At 67.3% G+C, this 13,394-nt stretch carries 11 protein-coding genes, 2 tRNA genes and 1 pseudogene; 5 read left to right on the forward strand and 9 right to left on the reverse strand.

Annotated elements, in window-relative coordinates; all coding sequences use genetic code 11:
* The first annotated feature begins 20 nt into the window (after window positions 1-20).
* The gene (mutT1, locus tag AC5Y3Z_RS00760; protein ID WP_473139995.1) at window positions 21-953 is read left to right on the forward strand and encodes an 8-oxo-(d)GTP phosphatase MutT1; all 933 of its coding nucleotides are present in this window, start codon (window positions 21-23) and stop codon (window positions 951-953) included.
* Window positions 954-1,012: 59 nt separating this feature from the next.
* Here mutT1 and AC5Y3Z_RS00765 read toward each other — a convergent pair whose 3' ends face one another.
* The 3 genes from AC5Y3Z_RS00765 to leuC form a co-directional block, all read right to left on the reverse strand.
* Window positions 1,013-1,669 (reverse strand): HU family DNA-binding protein, encoded by a 657-nt coding sequence (locus AC5Y3Z_RS00765; RefSeq protein ID WP_463827070.1) that lies wholly within the window; start codon window positions 1,667-1,669, stop codon window positions 1,013-1,015.
* Window positions 1,670-1,885: 216 nt separating this feature from the next.
* A complete protein-coding gene (gene leuD, locus AC5Y3Z_RS00770) occupies window positions 1,886-2,479 on the reverse strand; it encodes a 3-isopropylmalate dehydratase small subunit (protein WP_463827071.1) in 594 nt (197 codons plus the stop codon).
* A gap of 37 nt (window positions 2,480-2,516) precedes the next feature.
* On the reverse strand, window positions 2,517-3,938 hold the full coding sequence (leuC, locus tag AC5Y3Z_RS00775; protein ID WP_473140382.1) for a 3-isopropylmalate dehydratase large subunit: 1,422 nt from the start codon (window positions 3,936-3,938) through the stop codon (window positions 2,517-2,519).
* Window positions 3,939-4,023: 85 nt separating this feature from the next.
* Between leuC and AC5Y3Z_RS00780 the strand changes: the two genes are divergently transcribed.
* Together AC5Y3Z_RS00780 and AC5Y3Z_RS00785 are read left to right on the forward strand one after the other, a co-directional pair.
* Entirely contained in the window at window positions 4,024-4,725 is a 702-nt protein-coding gene (locus AC5Y3Z_RS00780; protein WP_473140383.1) for an IclR family transcriptional regulator, read from the forward strand.
* Window positions 4,726-4,847: 122 nt separating this feature from the next.
* The gene (locus AC5Y3Z_RS00785) at window positions 4,848-5,366 is read left to right on the forward strand and encodes a PPOX class F420-dependent oxidoreductase (protein WP_463827074.1); all 519 of its coding nucleotides are present in this window, start codon (window positions 4,848-4,850) and stop codon (window positions 5,364-5,366) included.
* A 12-nt stretch (window positions 5,367-5,378) separates the two neighbouring features.
* On the opposite strand, the gene AC5Y3Z_RS00790 is transcribed toward AC5Y3Z_RS00785, so the two are convergent.
* The 4 genes from AC5Y3Z_RS00790 to AC5Y3Z_RS00805 all read right to left on the reverse strand — a co-directional run bounded on the left by AC5Y3Z_RS00790 (window position 5,379) and on the right by AC5Y3Z_RS00805 (window position 7,979).
* Window positions 5,379-5,451: transfer RNA gene (locus AC5Y3Z_RS00790), tRNA-Glu, on the reverse strand.
* A 72-nt stretch (window positions 5,452-5,523) separates the two neighbouring features.
* Window positions 5,524-5,595: transfer RNA gene (locus tag AC5Y3Z_RS00795), tRNA-Gln, on the reverse strand.
* Between the two features lie 103 nt (window positions 5,596-5,698).
* Complete coding sequence (gltX, locus tag AC5Y3Z_RS00800) at window positions 5,699-7,153, reverse strand: glutamate--tRNA ligase (protein ID WP_473140384.1); 1,455 nt, start codon at window positions 7,151-7,153, stop codon at window positions 5,699-5,701.
* A gap of 37 nt (window positions 7,154-7,190) precedes the next feature.
* The gene (locus AC5Y3Z_RS00805; RefSeq protein WP_473140385.1) at window positions 7,191-7,979 is read right to left on the reverse strand and encodes a fumarylacetoacetate hydrolase family protein; all 789 of its coding nucleotides are present in this window, start codon (window positions 7,977-7,979) and stop codon (window positions 7,191-7,193) included.
* Between the two features lie 244 nt (window positions 7,980-8,223).
* Between AC5Y3Z_RS00805 and AC5Y3Z_RS00810 the strand changes: the two genes are divergently transcribed.
* Window positions 8,224-9,459, forward strand: coding sequence for an MFS transporter (locus tag AC5Y3Z_RS00810; protein ID WP_473138952.1), 1,236 nt, complete (start codon window positions 8,224-8,226; stop codon window positions 9,457-9,459).
* 36 nt (window positions 9,460-9,495) lie between these two features.
* Window positions 9,496-10,551, forward strand: a pseudogene (locus AC5Y3Z_RS00815) (MFS transporter); the annotation flags it as partial.
* Between the two features lie 133 nt (window positions 10,552-10,684).
* Here the strand turns inward: AC5Y3Z_RS00815 and AC5Y3Z_RS00820 are convergent.
* Window positions 10,685-11,698: a 3-isopropylmalate dehydrogenase gene (locus tag AC5Y3Z_RS00820; RefSeq protein ID WP_473138953.1), complete on the reverse strand. Its 1,014-nt coding sequence runs from the start codon at window positions 11,696-11,698 to the stop codon at window positions 10,685-10,687.
* The gene (serA, locus tag AC5Y3Z_RS00825; RefSeq protein WP_473138954.1) at window positions 11,695-13,281 is read right to left on the reverse strand and encodes a phosphoglycerate dehydrogenase; all 1,587 of its coding nucleotides are present in this window, start codon (window positions 13,279-13,281) and stop codon (window positions 11,695-11,697) included. The genes AC5Y3Z_RS00820 and serA overlap by 4 nt, the downstream gene beginning before the upstream one ends.
* Window positions 13,282-13,394 lie beyond the last annotated feature (113 nt).

Genomic DNA, 13,394 nt, shown 5'->3' on the forward strand with positions numbered 1-13,394 from the left:
ATTGATCTGCAGGAGTTGAGGTGTCGTCCCAGAATTCGTCGGCCCGCCGTGGCCGCATCGTGCACGCCGCGGGAGCGGTGCTGTGGCGACCGACCCGCGAATCAGGTAAGTCGGTCGAGATCGCGGTGATCCACCGGCCCCGGTACGACGACTGGTCGCTGCCCAAAGGCAAGGTGGATCCGGGTGAGACCCCGCCGGTGACCGCCGTGCGCGAAGTGCTCGAAGAGACCGGCCATCACAGTCAGCTGGGCAGGTACCTCACCACGATCACCTACCCGATCGACCAGCGCGTCAAGAAGGTGTACTACTGGGCCGCCAGAAGCACCGGCGGGACCTTCGCCGCCGGGGACGAGGTCGACGATCTGCTCTGGCTGCCGGTGTCCGAGGCCATGAAGAAGCTCGGCTACGCACAAGACCGAAAGGTATTGCGACGGTTCACCAAACAGCCGGCGGACACCAAGACCGTGCTGGTGGTGCGGCACGGTACCGCCGGCAGCAAGGCCCGCTACCGCGGCGACGACACCAAACGACCGCTGGACAAGAAAGGCCGCGCGCAAGCCGAGGCGCTGGTGGCCCAGCTACTGGCTTTCGGCGCCACCGACGTCTACGCGGCCGACCGGGTGCGTTGCCACCAAACCGTGGAACCGCTTGCCGAGGAACTGGGCGTGACCATTCACAACGAACCGCACCTCACCGAAGAGGCCTACGCCAAGAACGCCAAACGCGGCCGACAGCGGATGCTGCAGATCGCCGGACGGGCCGGCACACCGGTGATCTGCTCGCAGGGAAAGGTGATTCCGGATCTGATCGGATGGTGGTGCGACCGCAACGGGGTGCGGCCGGACAAGGCCCGCAACCATAAGGGCAGCACCTGGGTGCTGTCGTTGTCGGGCGGTCGGCTCATCGCCGCCGACCACATCGGCGGGGCACTGGCCCCCAACGTGCGCACCTGACAACGCAAATACCCTCCGGTAGGCATCGCTGCCCGCCGAAGGGTATTCGCGTGTGAGTGCTACTTGCGACCGCGGCGTGTGGCGGCGGCCTTCTTGGCCGGAGCCTTCTTGGCCGGCGCCTTGCTGGCGGCCTTCTTGGCCGGAGCCTTGGTCGCGGCCTTCTTGGCCGGCGTCTTGGTCGCAGCCTTCTTGGCCGGAGCCTTGGTCGCAGCCTTCTTGGCCGGAGCCTTGGTCGCAGCCTTCTTGGCCGGAGCCTTAGTCGCAGCCTTCTTCGCCGGAGCCTTAGTCGCAGCCTTCTTCGCCGGAGCCTTGGTCGCGGCCTTCTTGGCCGGCGCCTTGGTCGCAGCCTTCTTGGCCGGAGCCCGCTTGGCGGTCGTCTTCTTCGCCGCACCCGCGACTACGCCACGCTTCACTGCGGGACCGTCGGCCGGGAGCTTTTGTGCGCCAGCCACAACCGCTTTGAATTGGGCACCTGGACGGAACGCCGGAACCGATGTGGGCTTCACCTTCACGGTCTCACCGGTGCGCGGGTTGCGGGCAACGCGGGCTGCGCGGCGACGCTGTTCGAAGACACCGAAACCGGTAATCGTGACGCTCTCGCCCTTGTGCACCGCACGCACAATCGTGTCGACGACATTCTCGACAGCGGCGGTGGCCTGCCGGCGGTCTGAGCCCAATTTCTGTGTGAGCACATCTATGAGCTCTGCTTTGTTCATCCAACCCTCCGAAGCCAGTGGTCCTCGATTTGGAACCGACTAGAGGACACGGTAAACCCTTTGCTGGCAAATTGCCAAGAGCCACGCGCAATTTCAAGCGCGAATGAGTGCAATTTCGGCAATCCGATTGCCGCCCTTGGCCGGTGGCGCCGATGTGAATTGCGCTTGTTTGGCGCGCGCCGGCCCGGTTGGAATTCCAGACCGCAAGGGGGTCGGTCAGATTGGCGCCGTGCGCGGCTTCCACACCGGGCGCGATGCCTCGAACGCTTCGATTTCGTCGAGTTTCCGCAGCGTAAGGGCTATATCGTCGAGTCCTTCCAACAATCGCCACGCGGTGTGATCGTCAATCCTGAACGGCAACACCGCCGTTCCCGCGGTGATATTTCGATCTTGAAGATTGACAGTGATTTCCAGCCCCGGGCTCTGCTCGATCAGCTTCCAGAGCAGCTCGACCCCGTCTTGATCGACTTCGGCGGCCAGCAGACCCGCCTTGCCGGCGTTGCCGCGGAAAATGTCGCCGAAGCGAGAGGAGATAACCACCCGGAATCCGTAGTCCATGAGCGCCCAGACCGCGTGTTCGCGTGAGGATCCGGTTCCGAAATCGGGTCCAGCAACCAAGACCGAGCCTCGGTCAAAGGGACTGAGATTGAGCACGAATGACGGATCCGAACGCCAGCTGGCGAACAAACCGTCCTCGAAACCGGTTCGGGTGACGCGCTTCAGAAAGACGGCGGGAATTATCTGATCGGTGTCGACATTGGACCGCCGCAGCGGCACACCGATTCCGGTGTGGGTGTGAAAGGCTTCCATCTTCTTCCCCTATTTCTCAGCGTGAAATCAAAGTCGGTCAGGTCAAGTCGGCGGGAGTGGAGAGCGTGCCGCGAACGGCAGTGGCCGCAGCGACCGCCGGGGACACCAGGTGCGTCCGGCCGCCCTTGCCCTGTCGCCCTTCGAAATTGCGGTTCGACGTGGCGGCGCAACGCTCTCCGGGCGCGAGCTGATCAGGGTTCATGCCCAGGCACATCGAGCAGCCGGCTTGGCGCCATTCGGCGCCGGCCGCGGTGAAGATGTCCCCCAGCCCTTCGCTTTCGGCCTGTGCGCGCACCCGCATCGAGCCCGGCACCACCAGCATCCGCACCCCCGGCGCCACCTTGCGCCCGCGCAGCACGTCGGCCACCACCCGCAGGTCTTCGATCCGGCCGTTGGTGCAGGATCCGACGAACACGGCGTCGACCGCGATGTCGCGCATCGCCGTCCCGGGCCGAAGGTCCATGTACGCCAAGGCTTTCTCCGCGGCCTGGCGTTGTGCGTCGTCGGTCATCAACTCGGGGTCCGGCACCGCCGCAGCCAGCGGCACCCCCTGGCCCGGGTTGGTCCCCCAGGTGACGAACGGACTCAGCGAGGATGCGTCGAGGTAGACCTCGGTGTCGAAAACCGCGCCCGGGTCGGTACGCAGCTGCTGCCAATAGGCGAGTGCGTTGTCCCAGTCGGCGCCCTTCGGGGCGTGCGGGCGACCACGCAGGAATTCGTAGGTCGTTTCGTCGGGGGCCACCATGCCTGCGCGGGCGCCGGCTTCGATGCTCATGTTGCAGACCGTCATCCGGCCCTCCATGGACAGCGACTCGATGGCACTGCCCCGGTATTCGATGACATATCCCTGTCCGCCACCGGTTCCGATCTTGGCGATCAGCGCGAGGATGATGTCTTTGGCGCTCACCCCGGCAGGCAGCTGTCCGTCGACGTTGACCGCCATCGTCTTGAACGGTCGCAGCCGCAGCGTCTGCGTGGCCAGCACGTGCTCGACCTCAGATGTCCCGATCCCCATGGCGATTGCCCCGAATGCGCCGTGCGTCGAGGTGTGGCTGTCTCCGCACACGATCGTCATGCCCGGTTGGGTGAGGCCCAGTTGCGGACCGACGACATGCACGATGCCCTGCTCGATGTCACCCATCGGGTAGAGCCGGACACCGAATTCGGCACAGTTGCGCCGCAACGTCTCCACCTGGGTGCGGGAGACCAGGTCGGCGATCGGCTTGTCGATGTCGACCGTCGGCACGTTGTGGTCTTCGGTGGCGATCGTCAGATCGGTCCGCCGTACTCGACGGCCGGCCAGCCGCAACCCGTCGTAGGCCTGCGGACTGGTGACTTCGTGCACCAGATGCAGGTCGATATAGATCAGGTCGGGTGCGTTTCCTTCACCCGACACCACGACGTGGTCGTCCCAGACCTTCTCTGCCAGGGTTCGGGGGTTGTCTTTCGCAGCACACATATGCGCATTGCCTCGATTCGTCGATTGCGTCCCACACCGATCCGTCGGGGCTGAATCTCAGTATGTGAGACGCTAGTATCTATATATGAGACAGCATAGCGGGATCGGCGTCCTCGACAAAGCGGTGGGCGTCCTGCACGCGGTCGCGGAATCCCCCTGCGGGCTCGCCGAACTGTGCGAGCGGACCGGCCTGCCCCGGGCCACCACCTACCGGGTCGCCGCTGCCCTGGAGGTGCATCGGCTGCTCGGACGCGACGAGGACGGCCGCTGGCGGCTCGGTCCGGCGGTTACCGAACTGGCCGGGCACGTCAACGATCCGCTGCTGGCCGCGGGTGCCGCCGTGCTGCCCCGGTTGCGGGAAACCACCGGCGAGAGCGTGCAGTTGTACCGTCGCGAAGGCACCATGCGGGTGTGCGTGGCAGCGCTGGAACCTGCTGCCGGGCTTCGCGATACGGTGCCCGTGGGCGCCCGGTTGCCGATGACGGCGGGTTCGGCCGCCAAAGTGTTGCTCGCGCACAGCGATGCGGCCACTCAGCAGGTGGTCTTGCCGGACGCCAAGTTCAGCAGCCGGACGCTGGCTGACGTGCGCCGGCGCGGCTGGGCACAGAGCGTGGCCGAACGCGAGCCCGGTGTGGCCAGTGTCTCGGCACCGGTGCGCGACAGCCGCGGCATTGTGACGGCGGCCATCTCGGTGTCCGGCCCGATCGACCGGATGGGCCGGCGGCCCGGGGCGCGTTGGGCCGCAGATCTGTTGGCGGCTGCCGAGGAGCTGACGCGGCGGCTGTGAATTCCGCACCGAGATTGCACTCAGGACGGGCAGATCACGAAAACTGCGGCCTCAGTTCAGGCTCGGCGCCATCAGTGCAGGCTCGGCGCAGGCGTGCACCGGCGACCTGACACACTGACGCCATGGGAACCAATCAGCGCGCGAGCATCGTCATGTCCCCCGACGAGATCGCCGAGTTCGTCGCCAACAGCCGTACCGGCACGCTGGCCACCATCGGTCCCGACGGCCAACCGCACCTGACGGCCATGTGGTACGGGGTGCTGGACGGCGAGATCTGGCTGGAGACCAAGGCCAAGTCGCAGAAGGCCGTCAACCTCAAGCGCGATCCGCGGGTGAGTTTCCTGATCGAAGACGGCGACACCTACGACACGCTGCGCGGGGTGTCCTTCGAGGGCACCGCTGAAATCGTCGACGATCCCGACACCTCGCACCGCGTCGGCGTCAGCGTGTGGGAGCGCTACACCGGTCCCTACAGCGACGAGATGAAGCCGTTCGTCGAGCAGATGATGAACAAGCGCGTCTGCGTGCGCATCGTCAGCAACCGCACCCGGTCCTGGGATCACCGCAAGCTGGGAATGCCCCCGATGCCGGTGGGTGGCTCGACCGCTCCGGCTGTGCGCGGAACCCAGCAGACTGGGTGACGCGCAATGTTGTAGCCCCGATGGGATTCGAACCCACGCTACCGCCGTGAGAGGGCGGCGTCCTAGGCCGCTAGACGACGGGGCCGGACACGATCCGGAGAGTCAGCATAGCCGAACACGGAAACCCCACCTAATCGGTTGACCCGGTGGGATCTTGCTGGGGTACCAGGACTCGAACCTAGAATGGCTGAACCAGAATCAGCTGTGTTGCCAATTACACCATACCCCATCGGCCGCCTAAAACCGCTGCTCAGAGCCCGTTAACGGGAGATACCCGCATCCGGTGCCGCTGAGGCCGGCCAGTTGAAGCCGAAGTGCACACTACCAAAGATTCAACCGGCCACGTCGCGCGCGGCCCGCAGCCGCTGCAGGCTGCGGTCGCGACCCAGCAGTTCCAGCGACTCGAACAATGGCGGGCTGATGGTGGTTCCGGTGGCAGCGACCCGGATGGGGCCGAACGCCTTGCGCGGTTTGAGCGCCAAGGTCTCGATCAGCGCGCCCTTGAGGGCTTCCTCGATCTGCGGGGTGGTCCAGTCGGTCAGCGAGTCCAGCGCCGCAATGGCGGCGTCGAGCACCGGGCCCGCGTCGGGTCCCAGTTCCTTGGCGGCGGCCTTGGGGTCGAGCGCGTACTCGTCGTCGTTGAGGAATTTCAGCAGACCCCACGCGTCGCCGAGCACCACGATGCGGGTCTGCACCAGCTCGGCCGCGGTAGCGAAATCCGCATCGGTCAAGCCCAGGCGATGGCCGTGCACATCCAGATAGCTGCGCAGCCGTGCGGTGAAATCGTCGACGGCGAGCCGGCGGATGTGCTCGGCGTTCAGGGCGTCGGCCTTCTTCTGGTCGAACCGGGCCGGGTTGGAGTTGACATCCACCACGTCGAACGCGGCGACCATCTCGTCGAGGCTGAACAGGTCGTGGTCGTCGGCGATCGACCAGCCCAGCAACGCAAGATAATTGAGCAGCCCTTCGGGGATGAAACCGCGGTCGCGGTGCGCGAACAGATTGGACTGCGGGTCACGCTTGGACAGCTTCTTGGTTCCCTCACCTAAAACAGTTGGGAGATGGGCGAATTGCGGGGTACGCTCGGCCACCCCGATCCGGATCAGCGCCTGGTACAACGCGAGCTGGCGCGGTGTGGACGGCAGCAGGTCCTCGCCGCGCAGCACGTGGGTGATCTTCATCAGTGCGTCGTCGCACGGATTCACCAAGGTGTACAACGGATCTCCGTTGGCGCGCGTCAACGCGAAGTCGGGTACCGAGCCCGCTGCGAACGTGGTGGGTCCGCGCACCAGGTCGTCCCAGCTGAGGTCCTCGTCGGGCATCCGCAACCGCACCACCGGATGTCGGCCGTCGGCGAGGAACGCCGCGCGCTGCGAATCGGTCAACTGGCGATCGAAGTTGTCGTAGCCCAGCTTTGGATTGCGGCCGGCGGCGACGTGGCGCGCCTCGACCTCCTCCGCCGTCGAAAACGCGTAGTAGGCCTCGCCCGCCTCGAGCAGTCGGGCCACCACGTCCCGGTACAGATCGCCGCGCTGCGACTGCCGGTAGGGCCCGTACGGCCCGCCGACCTCGGGTCCTTCATCCCAGTCCAGGCCCAGCCAACGCAGGGCATCGAGCAGCGCCGCGTAGCTCTCCTCGCTGTCCCGGGCGGCGTCGGTGTCTTCGATGCGGAAGACGAAGGTGCCACCGGTGTGTCTGGCATAGGCCCAGTTGAACAGCGCGGTGCGCACCATTCCGACGTGCGGCGTGCCGGTGGGCGACGGGCAGAACCGAACTCGTACTGTCACGACTTTCCTTTGCGCACTACAGGATTGGTGTTGTGAATCACAGGGCCGGCTTGCGTACCACCGGATTCGACAGCGTACCGATGCCCTCGATGGTCACCGAGACAGTGTCGCCGTCCTCGATCGGACCGACCCCGGCGGGCGTTCCGGTGAGGATGAGATCGCCTGGGAGAAGGGTCATCACCGCCGAGATCCATTCGACGACCGCGCCGACGTCGTGAATCATCAGCGAGGTGCGGGCATGCTGCTTGACCTCACCGTTGACGTCGGTGCGCAGTTCCAGATCCGCCGGGTCCACATCGGTGACGATCCAGGGCCCGACCGGGCAGAAGGTGTCGTGACCCTTGGCGCGGGTCCATTGCCCGTCGGACTGCTGTTGATCGCGCGCCGACACGTCGTTGCCGATGGTGTAGCCCAGGATGTTGTCGGCGGCCTGTGCCGCCGAGACGTCCTTGCACGGACGGCCGATCACCGCCGCCAACTCTCCTTCGTAGTGCACGGTGGATGCGTTGGCGGGCAATCGGATCGGCACGTTGGGTCCGATGATCGCGGTATTGGGCTTCATGAAGATGACCGGGTCGGCGGGAGCGACACCGCCCATCTCGGCGATGTGGTCGGCGTAGTTCTTGCCGATGCAGACGACCTTGCTGGCCAGAATCGGGGCCAGCAGCCGCACGTCGGCCAGCGGCCAGCTGCGGCCGGTGAAAGTCGGCGTGCCGAACGGATGCTCGGCGATCTCGCGGACCGTCATCGCACCCGGATCGTCGAGTGGGCCTTCGATGCTGACAAACGCGACTCCGTCAGGACTGGCGATTCGACCAAGGCGCATTCGGATCAGCCTAGCGAGGGTCGCGAGCGCGGCGAAGCCGGGCGCTGCGGGCCCTCGCCATCAGATCCAGCCGGGTGACGATGCGGGGCCGCAGGCCCCGAGGAGGAACCCGGCCCTCAGACCTAGCGAGGGTCGCGAGCGCGGCGAAGCCGGGCGCTGCGGGCCCTCGCCATCAGACCTAGCGAGGGTCGCGAGCGCGGCGAAGCCGGGCGCTCATGCCCGGGTTGTGTGCAAGCATTGCTTGATGTCATCGGACGCGACCAGCGCCGCTAAGCGCTGGTCGATGGTGGTCGTCGCCCTCGTCGTCACCTCCAGCGCGTTCAGCTTCATCAACGCAGTCCCGTTCATGATTCCGGCGCTGGAAGCCGCGCACGGCACCCCGCTGTCCGAAACCGGGCTGCTGTCGGTCATGCCGAGCCTGGGCATGGTGGTGACGTTGATCGGCTGGGGCTACGTCGCCGACCTCATCGGCGAGCGGATCGTGCTGACCCTGGGCTCGATCATCACCGCGGCGGTTGCGTATGCCGCCTCGGCGGTGGATTCCCTGCTGGTGATGGGCGTGTTGCTGTTCCTCGGCGGCATGGGCGCGGCGAGCTGCAATCCCGCGTGTGGCCGGCTGGTGGCGGGCTGGTTCCCGCCTGAGCAGCGCGGTTTGGCGATGGGCGTACGCCAGACGGCGCAGCCGCTGGGGATCGCGATGGGCGCGCTGGCCATTCCCCGACTCGCCCAACATGGTCCACCCGCGGCCGGCTTGTTGTTTCCGGCGTTGGCGTGCGCGATGTCGGCGGTGGTCGCCGCCGTCGTCGCGCACGACCCGCCGCGTAAGCCGCGCACCCAGGCGCACGACGGCGAGCTTTCGAGCCCGTACCGCAACTCCGCGGTGTTGTGGCGGATCCACGGGCTGTCGGCGCTGATGGTGATGCCTCAGTCGGTGACCGTGACGTTCATGCTGGTGTGGCTGGTCCGAGAGCACGGGTGGCCGCTCGAGGATGCCGGCACGTTGGTGACCTTCACCGCACTGCTGGGCGCGGTGAGCCGCATCCTGGCCGGCCGGTGGTCCGACCGCATCGGTTCGCGTATGCGACCGATCCGCCTGGTTGCGCTCGCCACCAGCGTGGCCCTGATGCTGCTGGCGTTCACCAATGACTTCTATCCCCCGCTGGCCGTGGGGCTGATGGTCGCCGCCGCGGTGATCACGGTGATGGACAACGGCTTGGAGGCGACCGCGATCACTGAGGTCGCCGGACAGTTCTGGAGCGGCCGTGCACTGGGTGTGCAGAACACCACACAACGACTGATGACCCTGGCCGGTCCGCCGATGTTCGGCGTGATCATCGGAGCATTCGGCTTTCCGGTGGCGTTCGCGCTGTGCGGCCTGTTCCCGTTGGCCGCCGTACCGGTGGTGCCGACCGGACTGGTACCACCCGGGCTCGAGGAGCGGGCGCAGCGACAATCCGCCGGTCGCCGGGTGGTTCGGTAGCCCATCGCACCGCGTCGCCTGTGCGAGCATTGGCGGATGCCCGAAGAGCAGGCCGGCGCGGTCAGGCGCTGGTCGATCGTCGTCGTCTCGGTGTTCGTGACGGCAAGTGCCTTCCTCTTCATCAACGGCGTCGCCTTCCTACTCCCCCGGCTGGTCAGCGGACGCGGGACCCCGTTGGCCCAGGCAAGTCTGTTGGCGTCGATGCCCAGCTGGGGCATGGTGGTCACCCTGGTCGCCTGGGGCTACGTATTGGACCGGGTGGGTGAGCGAATCGTGTTGGCGCTCGGTTCGGGCCTCACCGCGGCGGCCGCTTACGCCGCGGCATCGGTGCATTCGCTGCTGGGGATGGGGGTGTTCCTGTTCCTCGGCGGCATGGCAGCCGCCAGCTGCAACACCGCCGGTGGCCGGTTGGTGTCGGGGTGGTTCCCGCCGCAACAGCGCGGGTTGGCGATGGGCATCCGTCAGACCGCGCAGCCCATCGGAATTGCCTTGGGCGCGTTGGTGATTCCCGAACTAGCCGAGCGCGGCGCCCATGCCGGGCTGATGTTCCCGGCGGTGGCGTGCGCGTGCGCAACAGTGGTCAGCATCGTCGCGGTGAAAGATCCGCCGCGCAAGTCCCGCCACACGGCCACCGACACAGAGTTGGCCAGTCCATATCGCGGTTCGTCGACGCTGTGGCGGATCCACGCGGCGTCGGCGTTGCTGATGATGCCGCAGACGGTGACCGTCACTTTCATGCTGGTCTGGCTGATCAACCACCACCACTGGTCGGTGGCAGCGGCCGGCGGGCTGGTGACCATCTCGCAACTGATCGGTGCGGGGGGCCGCATCCTGGCGGGACGGTGGTCGGATCGCATCGGTTCCCGAACCCGGCCGGTGCGCATCATCGCCGTCAGCGCCGCGTTGACACTGTTCCTGCTGGCTCTCTCCGACCAGATGAACACGCGATTCGATGTGTTCCTGATGGTCGCCATTGCGGTGATCGCCGTCCTCGACAACGGTTTGGAGGCCACCGCCATCACCGAGTTCGCCGGACCGTACTGGAGTGGACGCGCGCTGGGCATCCAGAACACCACGCAGCGGTTGATGGCGGCCGCCGGACCGCCGATGTTCGGTGCGCTGATCACCGCCGCCGCATATCCCCTGGCGTGGGCGCTGTGCGGCCTGTTCCCGCTGGCCGCCGTCCCGTTGGTGCCGACCCGCCTGTTACCGCCGGGCCTGGAGACTAGAGCGCGGCTGCAATCCGTGCGCCGGCATCGCTGGTGGCAGGCCGTTCGTCCCCGCGAGTCGCCAAGTATTGGGCTACGGCCCGATCCACCCGCGCTGCCGCCGCGTCCTCACCAAGATGGGCCAGCAGCAGCGCCACCGACATGATCGCCGCGGTCGGGTCGGCGATGCCCTGGCCGGCGATGTCGGGCGCGCTGCCGTGCACCGGCTCGAACATGGACGGATTGGTCCGGGTGGCGTCGATGTTGCCGCTGGCGGCCAGACCGATGCCGCCGCACACCGCGGCGGCGAGGTCGGTGATGATGTCGCCGAACAGGTTGTCGGTGACGATCACGTCGAAGCGGCCGGGATCGGTGGCCAGGAAGATGGTGGCCGCATCGACGTGCTGGTAGGCCACCTCGACGTCGGGGTACTGCGTGCCGATCTCCTGCACCGTCCGCAGCCACAATCCGCCGGCGAACGTCAGGACATTGGTCTTGTGCACCAGCGTCAGATGTTTACGACGCTTGCGCGCCCGTTCGAACGCGTCGGTCACCACCCGGCGCACACCGAACGCTGTGTTGACGCTGACCTCGGTGGCCACTTCGTGCGGGGTGCCGACGCGGATTGCGCCACCGTTGCCGGTGTAGGGCCCCTCGGTGCCTTCGCGCACCACCACGAAGTCGATCTCGGGGTTGCCCGCGAGCGGACTGTTGACGCCGGGGTACAGGCGGGCCGGCCGCAGGTTGACGTGATGATCCAGCTCGAAACGCATCCGCAGCAGCAAGCCCCGCTCCAGCACGCCGCTGGGTACCGACGGATCCCCGATCGCACCCAACAGGATGGCGTCGTGCTCGCGCAGTTCGGGCACCACCGACTCGGGCAGCACCTCACCGGTGGCGTGGAAACGCCGGGCGCCCAGGTCGTAGGTGGTCTTCTCGACTCCCGGTTTGACGATGTCGAGCACCTTGAGCGCTTCGTCGATGACCTCCGGGCCGATGCCGTCGCCGGCGATGACCGCGAGTCTGGTCATGACAGGTCAACCACTTCGAGCTTGTTGGCGCCCACGGCCTGGGCGATCTCGGCGCGCACGTCGTCCGGAACATCCTGATCCAACCGCAGCAGGATGGTCGCGCTGTCACCCTCGGTGTCCTCGGACAGCTGCGCGGCCTGGATGTTCACCCCGGCCGATCCGAGCAGCGTGCCGATCTTGCCCAGTGCGCCGGGCTGGTCGGCGTAGTTGACCACCAGGTTGATGCCCTGGGCGCGCAGGTCGAAGTTGCGGCCGTTGATCTGGACGATCTTCTCGACGAGCTGCGGCCCGGACAGCGCGCCCGCGACGTTGACCACCGAGCCGTCGGCGGCCACGGCCCGCACGTCGACCACGCTGCGGTGGTTGGGACTCTCGGTGGCCGTGCTGATTTCGGCGGTCACCCCGCGTTCGGCGGCCAGCGCGGGTGCGTTCACAAACGTCACCGAGTCTTCGATCACCGCCGAGAACAGTCCGCGCAGCGCCGACAGCTTGAGCACCCCGACCTCTTCGGCGGCCAGTTCGCCGCGCACCTGCACCGACACCGACACCGGAAGTTCGTCCGACAGCGCCGCGGTCAGCACGCCGAGCTTGCGCACCAGATCCAGCCAGGGCGCCACCTCCTCGCTGACCACGCCGCCGCCGACGTTGACCGCGTCGGGCACGAATTCCCCGGCCAGCGCCAGCCGTACGCTCTCGGCGACGTCGGTGCCGGCCCGGTCCTGGGCCTCGGCGGTGGACGCACCCAGGTGCGGGGTGACGACCACCTGCGGCAGCTCGAACAACGGGCTGTCGGTGCACGGCTCGGTGGAGAAGACGTCCAGGCCGGCGGCCCGGACGTGGCCGTCGGTGATGGCGTCGGCCAGCGCCGCCTCGTCGATCAGGCCGCCGCGGGCGGCGTTGACGATGATGACGCCGGGCTTGGTCTTGGCCAGCGCCTCCTTGTTCAGCAGGCCCTTGGTCTCAGGCGTCTTGGGCAGGTGCACCGAGATGAAGTCCGCGCGGGCCAACAGGTCGTCCAGGGGCAGCAGCTCGATACCCAACTGCGCCGCGCGCGCCGACGACACGTACGGGTCATAGGCGACCAGGTGGGTCCCGAAGGCGGCGAGCCGCTGGGCCACCAGCTGCCCGATCCGGCCCAGACCCACCACGCCGACGGTCTTGCCGAAGATCTCGGTGCCGGAGAACTTCGACCGCTTCCAGGTGTGTTCACGCAGGGTCGCGTCGGCCGCCGGAATCTGGCGGGCCGCGGCCAGCAGCAGGGCCAGTGCGTGCTCGGCGGCGCTGTGGATGTTCGAGGTGGGGGCGTTGACCACCAGCACGCCGCGGGCGGTGGCCGCATCCACGTCGACGTTGTCCAGCCCGACACCGGCGCGGGCGACGATCTTGAGCTTGGGGGCGGCGGCCAGCACCTCGGCGTCGACGGTGGTGGCCGACCGCACCAGCAGCGCGTCCGCGTCGGGCACCGCGGCCAGCAGCTTCTCCCGGTCGGGTCCGTCCACCCAGCGCACCTCAACCTGGTCTCCCAGGGCAGCGACGGTTGATTGGGCGAGTTTGTCGGCGATCAATACAACAGGCAAGTTCACGCGGGCCAGCGTAGCGGCGTTGCCGCGGGCGCGGCAGCAGAGTCCCGGTCGGGCGCCGCGGGTCACCCGCATCACCCCCGGCGGCGGCCGTCGGCACGACGGAGTCGGGCGGA

The organism is Mycobacterium sp. NGS61, from assembly GCF_059812325.1.